At 55.4% G+C, this 16,379-nt stretch carries 14 protein-coding genes; 9 read left to right on the top strand and 5 right to left on the bottom strand.

Annotation, left to right across the window (positions count from 1 at the left end; all coding sequences use genetic code 11):
• Positions 1 to 8 precede the first annotated feature (8 nt).
• Together BN4275_RS15900 and BN4275_RS15895 are read left to right on the top strand one after the other, a co-directional pair.
• Positions 9 to 644, top strand: coding sequence for a precorrin-8X methylmutase (locus BN4275_RS15900; protein ID WP_066460003.1), 636 nt, complete (start codon positions 9 to 11; stop codon positions 642 to 644).
• 16 nt (positions 645 to 660) lie between these two features.
• Complete coding sequence (locus BN4275_RS15895) at positions 661 to 1,542, top strand: MBL fold metallo-hydrolase (RefSeq protein ID WP_066460002.1); 882 nt, start codon at positions 661 to 663, stop codon at positions 1,540 to 1,542.
• 50 nt (positions 1,543 to 1,592) lie between these two features.
• Here the strand turns inward: BN4275_RS15895 and BN4275_RS15890 are convergent, their stop codons facing one another.
• The 3 genes from BN4275_RS15890 to dapF form a co-directional block, all read right to left on the bottom strand.
• Positions 1,593 to 1,994 (bottom strand): PH domain-containing protein, encoded by a 402-nt coding sequence (locus tag BN4275_RS15890; RefSeq protein WP_066460001.1) that lies wholly within the window; start codon positions 1,992 to 1,994, stop codon positions 1,593 to 1,595.
• 21 nt (positions 1,995 to 2,015) lie between these two features.
• Positions 2,016 to 3,212 (bottom strand): LL-diaminopimelate aminotransferase, encoded by a 1,197-nt coding sequence (locus BN4275_RS15885; RefSeq protein ID WP_066460000.1) that lies wholly within the window; start codon positions 3,210 to 3,212, stop codon positions 2,016 to 2,018.
• A gap of 74 nt (positions 3,213 to 3,286) precedes the next feature.
• The gene (gene dapF / locus BN4275_RS15880) at positions 3,287 to 4,111 is read right to left on the bottom strand and encodes a diaminopimelate epimerase (RefSeq protein ID WP_066460535.1); all 825 of its coding nucleotides are present in this window, start codon (positions 4,109 to 4,111) and stop codon (positions 3,287 to 3,289) included.
• A gap of 244 nt (positions 4,112 to 4,355) precedes the next feature.
• Between dapF and cimA the strand changes: the two genes are divergently transcribed.
• The 4 genes from cimA (at position 4,356) to hflC (ending at position 8,452) form a co-directional block, all read left to right on the top strand.
• Positions 4,356 to 5,933 (top strand): citramalate synthase, encoded by a 1,578-nt coding sequence (cimA, locus tag BN4275_RS15875; protein WP_066459999.1) that lies wholly within the window; start codon positions 4,356 to 4,358, stop codon positions 5,931 to 5,933.
• A gap of 12 nt (positions 5,934 to 5,945) precedes the next feature.
• Positions 5,946 to 6,374, top strand: a complete 429-nt coding sequence (locus BN4275_RS15870; RefSeq protein ID WP_066459998.1) for an FmdB family zinc ribbon protein — start codon at positions 5,946 to 5,948, stop codon at positions 6,372 to 6,374.
• 140 nt (positions 6,375 to 6,514) lie between these two features.
• Positions 6,515 to 7,477: an FtsH protease activity modulator HflK gene (gene hflK / locus BN4275_RS15865; protein ID WP_066459997.1), complete on the top strand. Its 963-nt coding sequence runs from the start codon at positions 6,515 to 6,517 to the stop codon at positions 7,475 to 7,477.
• Positions 7,478 to 7,480: 3 nt separating this feature from the next.
• Positions 7,481 to 8,452 carry a protease modulator HflC gene (hflC, locus tag BN4275_RS15860; protein ID WP_341423457.1) on the top strand — a complete coding sequence of 324 codons (972 nt, stop codon included), beginning with the start codon at positions 7,481 to 7,483 and terminating at the stop codon, positions 8,450 to 8,452.
• Positions 8,453 to 8,507: 55 nt separating this feature from the next.
• Here hflC and BN4275_RS15855 read toward each other — a convergent pair whose 3' ends face one another.
• The gene (locus BN4275_RS15855; RefSeq protein ID WP_066459996.1) at positions 8,508 to 9,887 is read right to left on the bottom strand and encodes an NAD(P)/FAD-dependent oxidoreductase; all 1,380 of its coding nucleotides are present in this window, start codon (positions 9,885 to 9,887) and stop codon (positions 8,508 to 8,510) included.
• Positions 9,884 to 11,104, bottom strand: coding sequence for a glycosyltransferase (locus tag BN4275_RS15850; protein WP_066459995.1), 1,221 nt, complete (start codon positions 11,102 to 11,104; stop codon positions 9,884 to 9,886). Before BN4275_RS15850 ends, BN4275_RS15855 begins: the two co-directional genes overlap by 4 nt.
• A gap of 179 nt (positions 11,105 to 11,283) precedes the next feature.
• Between BN4275_RS15850 and BN4275_RS15845 the strand changes: the two genes are divergently transcribed.
• The 3 genes from BN4275_RS15845 (at position 11,284) to BN4275_RS15835 (ending at position 16,378) form a co-directional block, all read left to right on the top strand.
• Positions 11,284 to 12,738: a nicotinate phosphoribosyltransferase gene (locus BN4275_RS15845; RefSeq protein WP_423719471.1), complete on the top strand. Its 1,455-nt coding sequence runs from the start codon at positions 11,284 to 11,286 to the stop codon at positions 12,736 to 12,738.
• Positions 12,739 to 13,010: 272 nt separating this feature from the next.
• Positions 13,011 to 14,225 (top strand): hypothetical protein, encoded by a 1,215-nt coding sequence (locus BN4275_RS15840; protein WP_154018904.1) that lies wholly within the window; start codon positions 13,011 to 13,013, stop codon positions 14,223 to 14,225.
• A gap of 485 nt (positions 14,226 to 14,710) precedes the next feature.
• Entirely contained in the window at positions 14,711 to 16,378 is a 1,668-nt protein-coding gene (locus tag BN4275_RS15835) for an AMP-binding protein (RefSeq protein WP_066460530.1), read from the top strand.
• Position 16,379: the final 1 nt, after the last annotated feature.

Below are 16,379 nucleotides of genomic sequence, written 5' to 3'. Positions count from 1 at the left end.
GGGACGGGATGAAAGTGGAGCTGCAAAACATACTGCCCGCCGATATTGAGCGGCGCAGCATGGAAATGATCGGGGAGGAGCTTGCAGCGCGGGGCGTCATGCTCAGCCCGGAGCGGGAAGCGGTCGTCAAACGGGTGATCCATACGACCGCCGACTTCGATTATGCCGAAAATCTCACCTTCTCGCCCAGTGCGGTGGAAACTGCGCGCGCTGCGCTGCGCGCTGGCGCGTCGGTCGTAACCGATACCCAGATGGCAAAGGCCGGGATCAACAAAAAGAGCCTTGCGCGGTTCGGCGGCGCGGTGCACTGCTTTATGTCCGACGCGGACGTGGCCGCCGCCGCAAAGCAAAACGGGACAACCCGCGCGGTCGCGAGCATGGAGAAGGCCTGCGCGCTCACCGGTCCGCTCATTTTCGCAATCGGCAACGCGCCGACCGCCCTGATCAGGCTTTATGAGCTGATCGGGGAAGGAAGGCTTCATCCTGAGCTTGTGATCGGCGTGCCAGTCGGATTTGTCAACGTAGTGGAGAGCAAGGAACTGATCCTTGGAACCGGCACGCCGCATATCGTGGCGCGCGGGCGCAAAGGCGGCAGCAACGTAGCCGCCGCCATCGTGAACGCCCTGCTCTACGGGATCGAATAAGGAGGGGAAACAAAAAATGTACGAGCTGGTCAGGCTGACAGAACGAACCTTTTATATCGACTGCCCGGCAAAGATGGGGATTTATCTTCTGGATGATGCTGGCGCGCTGCTCATTGACAGCGGAAATGACAAGGAAGCGGGCAAAAAGGTGCTCAAGCTTCTCGATGCAAACGGCTGGAAACTTACAGCGATCCTCAATACCCATTCAAACGCCGACCATATCGGCGGGAACCGGCTGCTGCAGGACCGGCTCGGCGTGCCGGCCTATACCGCCGGGATGGAAGCCGCTTTCACAAAGTACCCGGTTTTGGAACCGTCTTTCCTCTACGGCGGCTATCCCTGCAAGGCGCTCCGCAACAAATTTCTGATGGCGCAGCCGAGCGATGCGCGCGAGATCGGAGAATGGAAACTTCCGGACGGGATGGAAATCCTGCCGCTGCCGGGGCATTTCTTTGCGATGTTCGGGATAAAGACGCCGGACGGCGTGTGGTTTCTGGCCGACTGCCTCTCCGGAGAGAACATCCTCGAAAAATATCACCTGGCCTTCCTCTACGATGTAAAAGCCTATCTGGATACGCTCGATAAGGTTGAAACACTGGAAGGAGACTGTTTTGTCCCGGCGCATGCGCCTGTGGTTACGGATATCCGTCCGCTGTGCGAAGCAAACCGCCGCAAGGTGCACGAAAATATAGATATGCTGCTTGCTATCTGCCGTGAACCGCTTTGCTTTGAGGAAATTCTCAAACGTGTATTTGACCACTATGCGCTCACGATGGATTTTAATCAATATGTCCTGGTTGGAAGCACGGTGCGTTCCTACCTTTCGTACCTTTGCGACGAACAGAACCTTGAAACGCAGTTTACAGAGAACCGCCTTCTCTGGCGCGCTGTGCGGTAAGATATCAAAAAGGCTCCCGCGATTTTCCGCAGGAGCCTTTTTGATTGTATTTACAGAATGACGCTGTCAGCGCTGTCGTCGCCGTCAAAGTCGTGATCGCAGGTGTCGAGCACCTCGCCGACGCGCAGCTTACGGGCGATCTTCATCTCCTCGACCTGTTTGTGGATCAGTTCCTTAACCTCGCGGGGCCGCTTGATGTTTTTGAGCTCCAGGACAGGCAGGCTCTTGTCGGAGGACTGCAGCGTGACGGTGCCGACCCCGAAGATCCGCTGCCAAAGCGAGATGGAAAGGCTGATGTCCCGTACCCGGTAGAGGATGACCTCCTCCATTTTGATATTGAGAAGGCCGGTTTCCAAAAAGATCCGGTCGTCGGACATGGCGTACTTGGTAAAGGTGATGGGCATGCCCAGGATGCGTTTGCGATCCTTCCACAGGTAGTGCAGCTCGTCCATGATAGGTCCTCCTTGTTGAATTTAGAACAATTTCTGAAACCGTTCCATCGCTTCGGCCGTGTTGTCACGACCGCCGAATGCGGTGAGACGGAAATAGCCTTCTCCGTTCACGCCGAATCCTTCGCCGGGGGTGCCGACGACAGCGGCGTTTTCGAGCAGATAGTCGAAAAATTCCCAGGATTTCATCCCGTTTGGACACTCCATCCAGAGGTACGGCGAATGCACCCCGCCGAAGAACCGGATGCCTTTCCGGGTGAGCGTCTCGGCCATGATCTTTGCGTTCTGCTTGTAGTAGCCGATCGTTTCTTTGGCCTGCCGCATGCCTTCCTCGGTAAAGACCGCCGCCGCGCCGCGCTGCACGATGTACGGGACGCCGTTAAACTTGGTCGTCTGGCGGCGCAGCCACATCCGGTTGAGCGAAAGGACCCCGCCGCCCGCCGTCTTCGCGGTGAGCGCGTGAGGCACGACGGTGTAGCCGCAGCGGGTGCCGGTGAAGCCAGCGGTTTTCGAAAGCGAGCAGAGTTCGATCGCGCAGCTTTTCGCGCCTTCGATTTCATAGATGCTGCGCGGCAGGGCCGGATCGCTGATGAACGCCTCGTACGCCGCGTCGAATAAGATCACCGCTTCGTTGGCGAGCGCGTAGTCGACCCATCCTTTCAGTTGCTCCTTTGTGTAGACCGCGCCGGTCGGATTGTTCGGGGAGCAGAGGTAGATGAGGTCCACGTGAACAGATACGTCCGGCATCGGAAGAAAACCATTCTCCGCGTTCGCCGCGAGATAAATAATTTTGCGGCCGTTCATGAGGTTTGTGTCCACATAGACCGGATAAACCGGGTCGGGGATCAGTACGGTGTTGTCCGCGGCAAAAAGGTCGGTGAGATTTCCAAGATCGCTTTTCGCGCCGTCCGAGACGAAAATCTCGTCCGGTTCGAGCGCGGTGCCGATGTGGGCATAGTAGTCCCGAATCGCATCGCGCAGAAAGCCGTAGCCTTGTTCCGGGCCGTAGCCGTGGAAGGTGGCGGCCGATCCCATCTCGTCCACCGCGCCGCGCAGCGCTTCGATGACCCGCGGCATGAGCGGAAGGGTAACGTCGCCTATTCCGAGACGGATGATTTTCTTTTCCGGATGTGCCGCCGCGAACGCCGCGACCCGCTTGTTGATGTCCGAAAAGAGATAGCTGTCCTTAAGGTTTCGGTAATTTTCGTTGACGTGCGCCATAAATCGATCACTCCAATTATTTGTTGTCCAGCGATCTGCACGCCATTGTACAAACGCCATTAATACAGGCTGACTCAGCCAATCTCCACCACGCCGTCGAAGACGTGGGTAGCGGGGCCTTTCATCAGGATTTTATAGTCCTGAGAGCAGGTGATCTTGAGATCTCCGCCCAGAAGCCGGACGGTCACTTCAGTATCCGGATCGCAGTGCTCGTTGATCACCGCAGCCGCGACCGAAGCGCACGCGCCGGTGCCGCAGGCAAAGGTTTCTCCGCTGCCGCGTTCCCAAACGCGCATTTTAAGCGTCTGCCGGTCGACCAGCTCGATAAATTCGGTGTTGATCCGTTCCGGAAAATCCGCGTGGTTTTCAAAAAGCGGTCCGATCTCTTCGAGGTCGACGTTATCCACATCCTCGCAGAAGATGACCGCGTGGGGGTTGCCCATCGATACGCAGGTCACAAGGTAAACCTCGCCGCGCACCAGCATTGGCTGGCTGATGAACTCGTCGTATTCCGTTTCGACCGGCACGTCTTTCGCACGAAAGGATGCCTTGCCCATATCGACCGCCACCGTTGAAACGCTGCCGTCTTCGACCGTGAGGTCGAGCGTCTTGATCCCGCTTCTGGTTTCGATTGTGAGGTGTTTTTTTCCGGTCAGCCGTTTGTCATAGACAAACTTCCCGACACAGCGGATGCCGTTCCCGCACATGCTGCCCTCCGAGCCGTCCGCGTTGAACATACGCATTTCAAAATCGGCCCTGTCGGACGGGCAGATGAGGATCAGCCCGTCGGAACCGACGCCGAAATGACGGTCGCTCACGATCCGGGAGATTTCCTCCGGGTTTCTGAGCTTCTGTTCCAGACAGTTGACATAGACGTAATCGTTGCCCAGCCCGTGCATTTTGGTAAAGTGTAGCTTCAACTTGGTTCCTCCGTTTCAATCTGAAAAAGGTCAAGCGGCAACCCCATTGTTGCTGTACTTCATATTCGTCTTTTAGTTTAGCGCAAAACTTCATCCTTGTAAAGTGCAAGGCGCTAAAAACTTGCGGGAAATGCCGGAATTCGGGCGTTTTACGCGGACTTGTGAAAGCGGCGGGTTTGTGTTACAATCTTAATATTGCCGGAAGGAATGTGGCGGTGATAATATGAAACGGATTGAGATTTTCGATTCGACCCTGCGGGACGGCGCGCAAGGTGAAAGCGTCTCCTATTCGGTCGAGGACAAACTGAATATTGTGCGCTCTCTCGATAAGCTTGGGATCGACTATATCGAGGCCGGAAACCCGTTCAGCAACCCCAAGGATGCGGAATTCTTTGAGCGGGTGAAGGGAATTTCCCTTTCCCATGCGCGGATTGTGGCGTTCGGCTCGACCCGCCGCAGGGGCGTTCCGGTGACGGAGGATAAAAACTGCGCGGCGCTTCTGCGGGCGGGGACTGGCTGTGTGTCGGTGTTCGGCAAATCCTCCGACTGGCAGGTTCGCGAGGTTCTTGGCACCACGCCGGAGGAAAACCTGCGGATGATCTTCGATACGGTGGATTTTTTCGTAAGGGCGGGCAAACGCGTCTTTTTCGACGGCGAACACTTTTTCGACGGTTACAAGCAGAATCCGTATTACGCGGTGGAAACGCTGGAGGCGGCAGAGAAGGCAGGCGCCTGCAAGCTGGTACTTTGCGATACGAACGGCGGCTGTTTTCCGGATGAAATCGCGGCGGTCACCGCGGAAATGGAAAAGCGGTTCCCGGGAAAGATTGGCATCCACTGCCACAACGACACCGGCTGCGCGGTCGCGGCGACAATCGCGGCGGTGAAAGCGGGCGCGGACCATGTGCAGGGGACCTATATCGGCATTGGGGAGCGCTGCGGCAATGCGAACCTTGCGGCTGCAATCGCAAATTTGCAGCTTAAGCTCGGCTACCTGTGCATTCCGCCCGACCGGGTTTCACGGCTGACAAAGACCGCACGGTACATATCGGAGGTTTCAAACGTGCGGCTTCCGCATTCGATGCCGTATGTCGGAAAGAGCGCCTTTGCGCATAAGGGCGGCATGCACGTGGACGGGGTGATGAAAAATTCCGCCGCGTTCGAGCATATCAACCCGGAATCGGTCGGCAACCGGCGGCAGATCCTGCTTTCGGAGGTTTCCGGCCGCACGGCGCTGATGAGCAAGGTCGCCGAGTTCGTTCCAAACCTGCGCAAAGATTCGCCCGAACTGCAAAAGCTTGTGGACAAGCTCAAGGCGCTCGAATACGAGGGCTACCAGTTTGAAGCGGCAACCGCCAGCTTTGAAATGGTGGTGCTCAAGGAGCTTGGATATTTTAAGCCGTTCTTCGAGCTGGAACTCTTCCGGATCATCGGGGAACAGGACGCGGCCGACCGGCATATGGCTTCCGCAATGGTGAAGCTGCGGGTGGGCGACCGGTACGAGATCACCGCCGACGAGGGAGACGGACCGGTCCATGCGCTTGACCGCGCGCTGCGTAAGGCGCTGGAGGTTTTTTATCCGGGCCTTTCGGGTGTGCGGCTGATCGACTACAAGGTTCGCGTCATGGATACCGGCAAAGCGACTGCCGCGCTGGTGCGGGTTCTGATCGAAACGAGCGATGGGGAGAACATCTGGACAACCGTTGGCGTTTCAACCGATATCATCAACGCGTCCATCCACGCGCTGGTTGATTCGATGGAATATAAACTCTACCGGGATTCAATGGCAAACAATGAATAGGGGGATTTTGGAATGAAAAACTGGGATATGTTCAAATGGAGAAGGGTTTCGGTCTACTGTCTTTATATCGCGTGTGCGTTTATGATTTCCTGCGCGATCGCAACCCGCTTTTCCAAGCTTTTGGAGAATATCCTGCTCGGCGCGGGTATCGTCATGGTCTGCGCCTTTTTGTATATCAATCTGATGTACTGGCGCTGCCCCTCCTGCGGGCACCGGTTTGCGATGCGTAAGGGATCGATGGATGAAATCAGCCAGTGCCCTTACTGCTTTAAGCGCCTGCGTGAAAAGACCCCGCAGGAAATTGCTGATGAAGAGGCGCGCGCCAAGGCAAAAGCACAGGCAAAAGCCAAGGCCGAGCAGGAAGCGCTTGCCGCGGCTCAGCAGCAGAATGTTTCGGAACAGCCGGAAGATACCGGATCGGAGAAAACGCCCGCGCAATAAGCGCGGGCGTTTTCTCTTTGTAAAAAGTGTATGAATTCATGTGAATAATATGTGAATATTATGGCGATTCTTGTCGGAATATGATATACTACTTGTTACTTCCCTAACGAGCTTGAGATAAAAGAAGGAGGATTCCCGGCATGCCAAAAGAAAAGGGCACATTCCTATCCCTGGTCCCCAAAATTGTCATTGCGCTTGTGATTGTCGCGGTGCTGGCTTTTAATGCGGTCTACAGCATCAACGAACAGGAGCAGGCGGTAGTGACTACCTTCGGCACCCCGACGACTGTGAGTTCGCCAGGCTTGCATTACAAGATCCCGTTTTTGCAGCAGGTGACCAAAGTTTCCACCGTGATCAACGGTTTCCCAATTGGCTATAAACTCGACACAAAAGAGCCGATCGAGGCCGAATCACTGATGATCACTTCGGATTACAATTTCGTCAACGTAGATTTCTTCGTGGAATATAAGGTGTCCGATCCGATCAAGTTCCTGTATGCTTCGCAGGACCCGGTGCTGATCCTCAAAACGCTTGCGCAGAGCTATATCCGCGACACGATCGGCCTTTACCCGGTCGACAGCGTCATCACGACCGGAAAGAACGAAATCCAGGCTGAGATCAAGGAGAAACTGATTGAACGCCTGGAAAAGGAGGATCTCGGCGTGATGCTGGTGAATATCACCATCCAGGACGCCGAACCGCCGACGACCGAGGTGCTCGAAGCCTTCAAGGCGGTGGAAACTGCCAAACAGTCGAAGGAAACCTCCATCAATAACGCCAACAAATATAAGAGCGAGCAGGAGCCCGCCGCGGTCGCGAAGGTGGATGAGATTCTGAAAAAGGCGGAAGCCACCAAACAGGCGCGTATCAATGAGGCGGAAGGCCAGGTCGCGCGCTTCAACGCGATGTATGAGGAGTACACCAAAAACCCGCTGATCACCAAACAGAGGATGTTTTATGAGGCAATGGAGGAGATCCTGCCGGGTCTCAAGATCATCATCGACGACGGCGCGGGCGGTGTGAATAAGCTGCTGCCGCTTGAACCGTTTGCATCGGGCGGGAACGCATCGCCCGCCGCGGGCAGTTCGGAAGGAGGGGAATAAAAGATGAACAACAATTTTTATCAGAATAACCCCTTTGGGCAGGGCGGCCCACAGGTCGATCCGAAAACCGTCGACGCGATGAAAGAAATGGGCGGCAAGGTCAAAAAGGTGATGGGGCGCCTGCTGAAGGTACTGATCGTACTTGTCATCCTGTTTATCCTGATCTTCAACGTGCTGGTCGTCACCCGGACCAATGAATACAGCATCATCCAGCAGTTCGGCAAGATTGTCGCGGTGCGCGATACAGCCGGTCCAAGTCTCAAGGCGCCGTTTATCCAGACGGTTAAATCGATCCCCAAGACGGTGCTGCTTTATGACCTGCCGATTTCGGATGTCATCACCAAAGATAAAAAAACCATGGTGGCCGACAGCTTTGTGCTGTGGAAGGTGTCCGATCCGACCAAGTTCATCCAGACGCTCAACGGCAACGTCACCAACGCGGAGGCGCGTATCAGCACGATCGTCTATAACTCGATGAAGAACGTCATCTCGAGCCTGTCGCAGGCCGAGATCATCTCCGGCCGCGACGAGCTGGCCGGCGCGATCTTTGCAAATATCGGAAGCAGCCTCGATCAGTACGGTGTGACCCTCGTCGCGGTCGAGACCAAGCACCTCGACCTGCCGGACGACAACAAGAACGCCGTCTATGAGCGCATGATCTCCGAGCGCAACAATATTGCCGCTTCCTATCAGGCGGAAGGTGAATCGGAGGCGAAAAAGATCCGCACCGAAACCGACAAAACCATCTCGATCAAGGTTTCCGAAGCGCAGGCAAACGCGGAAAAAGTGATCGCGGAAGGCGAGGCGGAATACATGCGGATTCTTTCCGAAGCCTATGCCGATGCCGACCGGGCCGGTTTCTATTCGTTCGTCCGTTCGCTTGACGCGGCAAAAGCTTCCCTGAAGGGTGAGGACAACACCTTGATCCTGTCGAAAGATTCCCCGATCGCACAGATTTTCTACAACGCGGAATAACCGGAACATAGCAAAGCAGCCGTCCTTCCGGACGGCTGCTTTTTCAGTACATGGTTTATTTTTTGCGGGTGAGCAGGTCCGCCACATAAAGCCCATTGGCCGCCGCCTGCGAAAGCGAACGGGTGAAGCCCGCGCCGTCGCCGACCGCGTAGATGCCCGGACAGCCCTCGATCTCAAATTCATCGCATTTCGGGCGCGCGGAATAATATTTGCATTCGATGCCGTAAAGCAGCGTATCGTAATTGGCGGTGCCGGGAGAAACCTGGTCGAGCGCCTGGAGCGTCTCAACGATGTTGTCGAGCTGACGCTTGGGCATACAGAGGCTCAGGTCGCCGGGGACAGCGGACAAGGTCGGCCGGACGGTGCCCTGCCGGAGGCGTTTTTCATCGGTGCGCCGGCCGTTCATCAGGTCGCCCAGCCGCTGTACCAGCACGCTGCCGCCGCTGATGAGGTTCGCAAGGCTTGCCACATACCTGGCGTATTCGATCGGCTCTTTGAATGGCTGGGTGAAGTTGGTGGTCGAAAGCAGCGCGAAGTTGCTGTTCTGGGTTTTGCGGCTTTCGTCGCGGTAGCTGTGGCCATTGACAGTAAGTACGCCGTTGGTGTTTTCGGTGACCACCTGGCCGCGGTCGTTGAAGCAGAACATGCGGGTGGTGTCCCCGTAACGTTTGGAACGGTACCAGATTTTCGGTTCGTAAATCTTTTTGGAGAAGTCCTCCCAGACGATCGACGGCAGCTCGACCCGCACGCCGATATCGACCTGGTTATTGTGCAGCGGCACATTGTTTTTTTCGCACCAGTCGGAGAAAAACATGCTTCCGGCGCGCCCGACCGCGAAGATGATCCGGTCGGCGGTGAGGGTGTGCTCGCCGCCGGCATCCTGCACCGTGAGTGCGCGTGATGTCCGTTCGACATTCGACACATTGGTCTTGGTGTGGATTTCAACCCGCCCCTCGAGCGAATTGATGAGATGCATCATCGTGTCGAAATTGGAGTCGGTTCCCAGATGCTTGAGCTGTGCCTGCGCCATATGCAGGTCGTAGCCGATGCAGAGCTTTTTGAGGTCATTGTTGGGCTGGAAGCGTTCGGTGGTTGCGCCGAAGTTCACAAGAATCTTGTCCGCCTGTTCGATATAATCGATGACCGTTTCATCCGGCAAAAACTCGGTAAGCCAGCCGCCGTATTCGGTGCTGATGACATATTTGCCGTCGGAAAAGGCACCGGCGCCAGCCAGCCCTTCCATGATAGCGCAGGATTTGCATTTGATGCAGGTTTTCACCTGTTTGGTGATGATTGGGCAGATGCGTTTTCCGAGCGGATTTCCTTTTTCGAACAGGACGATCGAAAGGGAGGGGTCGTTTTCACTCAGGCGGTAAGCCGCCATCAGCCCGCCGATCCCGCCGCCGATAATTGCAATGTCATAATGGTTTTTCATTGTTTGCGCTCCCTTCGCAGATGCAGATTCATTCTAAAATGCAGATGCCGTTTTTTCTCTCGCAGCGCCTTATTATAGACATTCAGAACATATTGCGCCAGGTTGACCGCGCCGCTGTTTTCCACCGATTGGCGCACGGACAGGCGGAGCTTGTCCAGTTCATCCTGGGGCATTTTGCGCAGCAGATGGATCTTCCCGGACATCTCCTGCGCGTCCTGAAAGATGAAGCCGTTGATCCCGTCGACTACCTGGCCTTCGTTGAGCGGATCGACGATCTGCAAAACGGGCAGGCCGGTGGCCATGCCTTCCAGCATCGAAATGGAATTTGTGTCCGAAGTGGAAGCGGTAATATAAAAGTCGCAGGAGGCATAATAGGGCGGGATCTCCTCGTGCAGCACCTTGCCCGCAAAGGTCACCATATCCGCGATGCCGAGTTCGCGCGCCTGCTGTTCGAGCTCCTCCTTGCAGGGACCGTCCCCAATGACGAGCAGCTTGATGTCCTCCTCGGGACGGATAGCCTCTTTCCAGTAATCGAGCAGCACATCCACGCTTTTTTCGCGCCCGAGCCGCCCGACAAACACGCCGATCATCGTATTTTCCCCGTAGCCGAACTTTTGCCGGAAAGCGGCCTTCTTATCTTCATCGATATTGTCGATGCTGAACGCATCGAGATCGACCGGGTTGGGGATCACGTTGACCGGCTTATAGACGCCGGTCTTGCGAAAATATTCTTCACATTTGCGCGAAGGGCCGGTGATCTCCTGGGCGGAGCGGGCAAACATCTTGGTGTACTGATGGGAGAACTTTTTGGTCATGGGTACAAGCGGCCGCGGCGCGACATAATAGATGTATTCGTCATACATTGTGTGCAGGGTGTAAACAAGCGCGATCCCCAGGACTTTGGCAATCATCATGCCGGAAAGCCCGATGCCAAACTCCTGGTGCACATGGATGACGTCGGGCTTGAATTTGCTGATGTATTTGAGCCGGGTGGTGGAAAGCGGCATCGCGATGCCGTAGCCGTAAAAACGCTGGGAGGTGTGCGCGGGGCAATGCAGGATGCCGTTCGAGATGTAATGCCTGCGCGCGGAAGCATCGGCCGTGACGATCAGGACCTCATGGCCGAGCTGCTCCAGCCCGTCTTTGAGGGACTTGACGTGAGTCACAACACCGTTGATATGAGGCAGGTAAGTTTCTGTAAATAATGCGATGCGCATCGACAACGCTCCTGTCTTTTTTGAGTAAATTATACATATTTTAGTATAACACAAATGCTGGATAAATCAAGCAAACCGAAGTGTGCAAAGGAAATCATACAAAAACCGATTGCCATTCTTGTCAGAATGGTGTAAACTAAGGATAAAATTCCCTAGGAACGTTTAACGAGGTGACAAGAATGATCCCAATGGATATGAAACGGAACCTGACCATGCTGACCGACTTTTATGAGATTACCATGTCAAACGGATATTTTGAATACGGATTCGAGGACAAAATCGCCGTTTTTGATATGTTCTTCCGTAAAATCCCGGACGACGGCGGATTTGCGCTGTTTGCCGGGCTCGAGCAGCTGATTGATTATCTGAAAGGGCTGAAATTCACAGAGGAGGATATTGCCTATCTGCGGGAAAAAGGCCAGTTCAGTGAAAAGTTTCTCGATTATCTTGCCCATTTTCAGTTTCAATGCGACATCTGGTCAGTGCGGGAAGGCACGCCGGTCTTTCCGAACGAGCCGGTCGTGGTTGTCTGCGGCCCGATCATCCAGGCGCAGCTCATCGAGACGATGGTGCTTTTGACCGTGAATTTCCAGTCGCTCGTAGCCACAAAAGCCAACCGGATTGTGCGCGCCGCCGAAGGCCGTCCGATTTCTGAATTCGGCTCCCGCCGCGCGCAAAGCTACGACGCGGCCATCCTTGGCGCGCGAGCGGCTTATATCGGCGGCTGCGCCGCGACAGCCTGTGTGATTGCGGATCGCGACCACAATATCCCGGCGGTCGGAACGATGGCCCACAGCTGGGTGCAGGTGTTCGACAGCGAATATGAGGCGTTTAAGAAATACGCCGAACTGTATCCGGACAATTCCGTTTTCCTGGTGGATACCTACAATGTCATCAAATCCGGCGTCCCGAATACCATTCGGGTCGCCGAAGAGGTGCTCGCGCCGCTCGGCTGCCGTCCAAAGGCCATCCGCATCGACAGCGGCGACATCGCCTATCTTTCGAAAAAAGCGCGCCAGATGCTGGATGACGCGGGTTATCCCGACTGTAAGATCATGGCTTCCAATTCGCTTGATGAATACATCATCCGCGACCTGATCATCCAGGGCGCTCAGCTCGATATGTTCGGTGTGGGCGAGAACCTCATCACCAGCAAGTCCGATCCGGTATTCGGCGGTGTCTATAAACTGGCCGCGGTCGAACAGGACGGCGTATTTGTGCCGAAGATCAAGGTCAGCGAGAGCATCGAAAAGATCACGGTACCCTGCTTCAAGGACCTCTACCGTTTTTATAACCGGGAAACCGGACAGGCCATCGCCGACTATGTGACGGTGCGGGGAGAAAAAGTGGACGATTCGATGCCGATCACCATTTTCGATCCGGTCGCAACCTGGAAGAAAAAGGTGATCACCAACTATCGCGCGGAAAGCCTTCTGGTACAGGTTTTTGACAAAGGCAGATGCGTTTATACGCCGCGTCCGCTCGAAGAGATCAAGAAATACTGTGCCGAACAGGTGGCGCGCCTTTGGGAAGAGGTCCGGCGTTTTGAGCATCCGCACCGCTACTATGTGGATCTGTCCGACCGGCTGTGGAATGAGCGCAACGATTTGTTGGAACGGATCAACCTTGATTAATAACGAATAGAAAGCCCCCGGATCTTCAAGATCCGGGGGCTTTCTATGTAAAGGACGGGAGTGTATCCCTTCCTTACAGGGTAGGCTGCCCACGCAGAAAGCGTGTTATTCAATCATCGGCAGAACCCTGCCGCATATAGTATGACACTTGCACTATAGTATATACGTCGTTGGAACTATAGGGAATTGTCCAATTATTTACAATTTGTTATACTGAAATTTACAAAAAATATGTCGAATCCTGTCGAAAACAGACCGGGAGGAAGATGCGCGTGAGAAGATGGAAAGCTGCGGCCCTGGGTGGAATACTGGCTGCGTCCTGCCTGTGCACACAGGTTTTTGCACAGACCTATACGGATGAATGCGCCGCGTCTGCTTCAGACAGCATCTGCGTTTATCAGAATTTCTCAAAACGGATCGAAGATTTCGGTTCGTTCAGCGGGTGGGCGAATTGTCCCGACCAATCGGTTCTTTCCATGTCTGGAACCGAAGCGCAGGCGGTTTACCAGGTTGTCGGAGCGCAGGAGGTGCGGGTGGAAATCTGTTCCGCGAACGGCAGCTTTGCCGTACCCGGTTCAGCAGGGGCGTATTGGCTGGGACTTTACCATACGGATTCGGTAAGCGGCGCAAAACGCTGCTTTTATGACAGCGGGAAGGATGAGGTATTCATCAATACTTCCGGCGGCGTCAGAAGTCTGCGGGTTACAATGGATGGGTATGCTTTCCTGCCGGATTCCCGTCCCTTGGAAACGGCGGGTTTCTATGGGCTGAACATTTCTTCTTCAGTGGATGGCGGGAGCTTCGGGGCGCTTTCACCACGGCTTTCCGATGCGCGCAGGCAATCCGGAGGTCCATACCATTGGGAGGCATATACGGCGAAAGTTCCAGCCGGCGCGGGCTGGATCAAGGTTCGGCTGGCCAGAAACCGGATCTTTCGCGGGGATGGCCGCATGCCCGATTTCCCAGCCACTGAAAACGAATTTTTTCTGGCGCGGGTGATTTTTACAGGTCCCGCCTTAATCCTCGGATCAGGTGGGGATTCGTCTTCGAGTACGCCGGACAGTTCCAGCACGCCGGACTCTTCTTCACAGGATTCGAGCAGTTCGGAAATTTCGAGCGGTTCCAAAAAGAAATCCTCCTCGGAAGAGGATGAGGAGGATTCTTCCTCTGAAGGGCAGTACGGCGTCCCGAATAAAAGCGGCTGGTCAAATCGGTCTGGAGGGCAAGAGGGACCTTCGATCGGCGGGACTCTGCCGACACAGATTGTCGGTTCAGCCAAACATGAACAGACCCTCTATGACGACGCGATTGTGGAACCGGCGGATGAGGAGGACGGGAGGGGTCCGATTACGATTCACACCAGTCTGCGCGGGAATGCACAAAATGAAAACGGAGCCGCGCACAGATCCGAGGCCGCCTGGACGGCGGCGATCGCGGCAGTGGTCGGAGCGGCCGCTGTGGCAGCCCGGCGGTTTAAAAACCGCTGAAGATAAATCGTTTCAGGCGCGTCCGCCCAGAAGGGTCGGGCGCGCCTCCTTTTTGCCGTAACCGCCCAAGCCAAGATAAAAAAGTTGAACCGCCGTATTGTTTTATGGTATAATAGCCGCAAAGCGGCTATTATACCTTTTTATGCGCAGGACGATTCGCGCCTTTGGCGCTTCTGTCCCAATGCGCCATTATCCCACTGCGCGCTTCGCGCTTGTGGTATAATAGCTGCAAAGCGGCTATTATATCGACTTATGGCCAGGCAGATGCGCCGGCTCTGCCGGTTTTCTGCCGCAGCCAATCGGTCCAAAGCCGATTGTGGCCGCCGAAGGACGGCCAAACGTTTTGCTTTATGGCGGCGGCGCACGGCGCATGCTGCTTTATCGCCTGAAAGCCGGCTGGAGGCTCTTTTTTGGTACGGCTTGTTGCATGCGGGCGGATCAGCAAACTTCAAGAAAGAAAAGGACGAATTTGGGAGGACGGTAAGGTGAACGAATTAATGTCGATTACGGTTGGGAATCTGCTCGAGCAGGTTGCCGACCGGTATCCGGACGACCAGGCGGTGAAATATACCGACCGGCCGTTCGACATGACCTGGCGTGAATTTGATGATGAGGTTAACCGGATTGCCAAGGGCTTTCTGGCATTGGGGATTGGAAAAGGCGATCATGTGGCGATCTGGGCGACCAATGTGCCCGAATGGCTGCTGACGCTGTTTGCCTCGGCCAAGATTGGTGCGGTGCTCGTGACGGTCAACACGAACTACAAGGTGTTCGAGCTTGAGTACCTTTTGCGCCAGTCGGATTCGAAAGCGCTGGTCATGATCCGCAATTTTAAAGAGAATAATTACGTTGACACGATCAATGAGCTGTGTCCCACCTTAAAGGACGCAAAGCCCGGCGATTTCTCCGATCCGAAGCTGCCGTTTCTCAAGGATATCATCTTCGTGGGAGAGGATACCCCGGCTGGGATGATCGCCTGGAACGACCTGCATGAATTGGGCAAGTCGGTGCCGGAGGAAAGCTTCCGTGCGATCTTCGACAGCATCGATCCGCACGATGTGACCAATATGCAGTACACCTCGGGTACCACTGGATTCCCAAAAGGGGTCATGCTGACCCATTATAACATTGTCAACAACGGCAAATCGATCGGGGACTGCATGAAATTTACCCACGACGACAAGCTCTGTATCTGCGTGCCGTTTTTCCACTGCTTCGGGCTGGTGCTCGCGGTCATGGCGAGCCTGACCCACGCGACCGCGATGGTGCCGATCCCGTATTACCGCCCGACAGCGGTCATGCAGGCGCTCCAGAATGAACAGTGCACCGCGGTGCACGGCGTGCCGACCATGTTCATCGCCATGCTCGAGCACCCGACCTTCCACGACTACAAATTCCCGCGGCTGCGCACCGGCATCATGGCGGGCTCGCCTTGCCCGATCAAGGTGATGCAGCTGGTCGTCGACAAGATGGGGATGCGGGAGATCACGATTACATACGGCCAGACCGAGGCCTCTCCGGCAACCACCATGACCACCACGGAGGACAGCCTTGAACTGCGGGTTACTACCGTGGGCAAATCGATGCCGTTCGTCGAGACGAAGATTGTCGACCCGGAGACGGGCGAAACGCTTCCGCCAAACACCCCGGGTGAATTCTGCGCGCGTGGTTACAACATTATGAAGGGCTACTATAAGATGGAGGAGGCCACCCGCCAGGCGATCGATGCGGACGGCTGGCTGCATTCAGGCGACCTTGCGATGGTGGATGAGAACGGCTATTATAAGATCACCGGCCGCATCAAGGATATGATCATCCGCGGCGGCGAAAATATCTATCCCAAGGAGATTGAAGAGTTCCTCTATACCCATCCCGAGGTGCGGGACGTGCAGGTCATCGGCGTGCCGGATAAACAGTACGGTGAAGAGGTCTGTGCCTGCATCATTCCGCGCGCATGGGAGGACTGTACCAGCGCCGAAGCGATCCAGGAAGCAGTGCGCGCCAATATGGCGCGGCATAAAGTGCCGAAATATGTGCTCTTTATGGACAGTTTTCCAATGACCGCAAGCGGAAAAATCCAGAAGTTCAAGCTGCGCGAATATGCGACCGAAAAGCTCGGGCTTCAGGACGACGCGGCGATTGAGACCGCGTAAC

The organism is Anaerotruncus rubiinfantis (genome assembly GCF_900078395.1).
GTDB classification, from domain to species: domain Bacteria; phylum Bacillota; class Clostridia; order Oscillospirales; family Ruminococcaceae; genus Anaerotruncus; species Anaerotruncus rubiinfantis.
Note: the sequence above shows the minus strand (reverse complement) of the source record. Positions and strands in the feature narration are given on the sequence as shown.

Bases quoted from the DNA above. Each gene is read 5' to 3' on its own strand.
- BN4275_RS15900 (WP_066460003.1), top strand. From the start codon at position 9: ATGAAAGTGGAGCTGCAAAACATACTGCCCGCCGATATTGAGCGGCGC.
- BN4275_RS15895 (WP_066460002.1), top strand. From the start codon at position 661: ATGTACGAGCTGGTCAGGCTGACAGAACGAACCTTTTATATCGACTGC.
- BN4275_RS15890 (WP_066460001.1), bottom strand. From the start codon at position 1,994: ATGGACGAGCTGCACTACCTGTGGAAGGATCGCAAACGCATCCTGGGC.
- BN4275_RS15885 (WP_066460000.1), bottom strand. From the start codon at position 3,212: ATGGCGCACGTCAACGAAAATTACCGAAACCTTAAGGACAGCTATCTC.
- dapF (WP_066460535.1), bottom strand. From the start codon at position 4,111: ATGCACGGGCTGGGCAACGATTACGTCTATGTCAACTGTCTGGAACAG.
- cimA (WP_066459999.1), top strand. From the start codon at position 4,356: ATGAAACGGATTGAGATTTTCGATTCGACCCTGCGGGACGGCGCGCAA.
- BN4275_RS15870 (WP_066459998.1), top strand. From the start codon at position 5,946: ATGAAAAACTGGGATATGTTCAAATGGAGAAGGGTTTCGGTCTACTGT.
- hflK (WP_066459997.1), top strand. From the start codon at position 6,515: ATGCCAAAAGAAAAGGGCACATTCCTATCCCTGGTCCCCAAAATTGTC.
- hflC (WP_341423457.1), top strand. From the start codon at position 7,481: ATGAACAACAATTTTTATCAGAATAACCCCTTTGGGCAGGGCGGCCCA.
- BN4275_RS15855 (WP_066459996.1), bottom strand. From the start codon at position 9,887: ATGAAAAACCATTATGACATTGCAATTATCGGCGGCGGGATCGGCGGG.
- BN4275_RS15850 (WP_066459995.1), bottom strand. From the start codon at position 11,104: ATGCGCATCGCATTATTTACAGAAACTTACCTGCCTCATATCAACGGT.
- BN4275_RS15845 (WP_423719471.1), top strand. From the start codon at position 11,284: ATGATCCCAATGGATATGAAACGGAACCTGACCATGCTGACCGACTTT.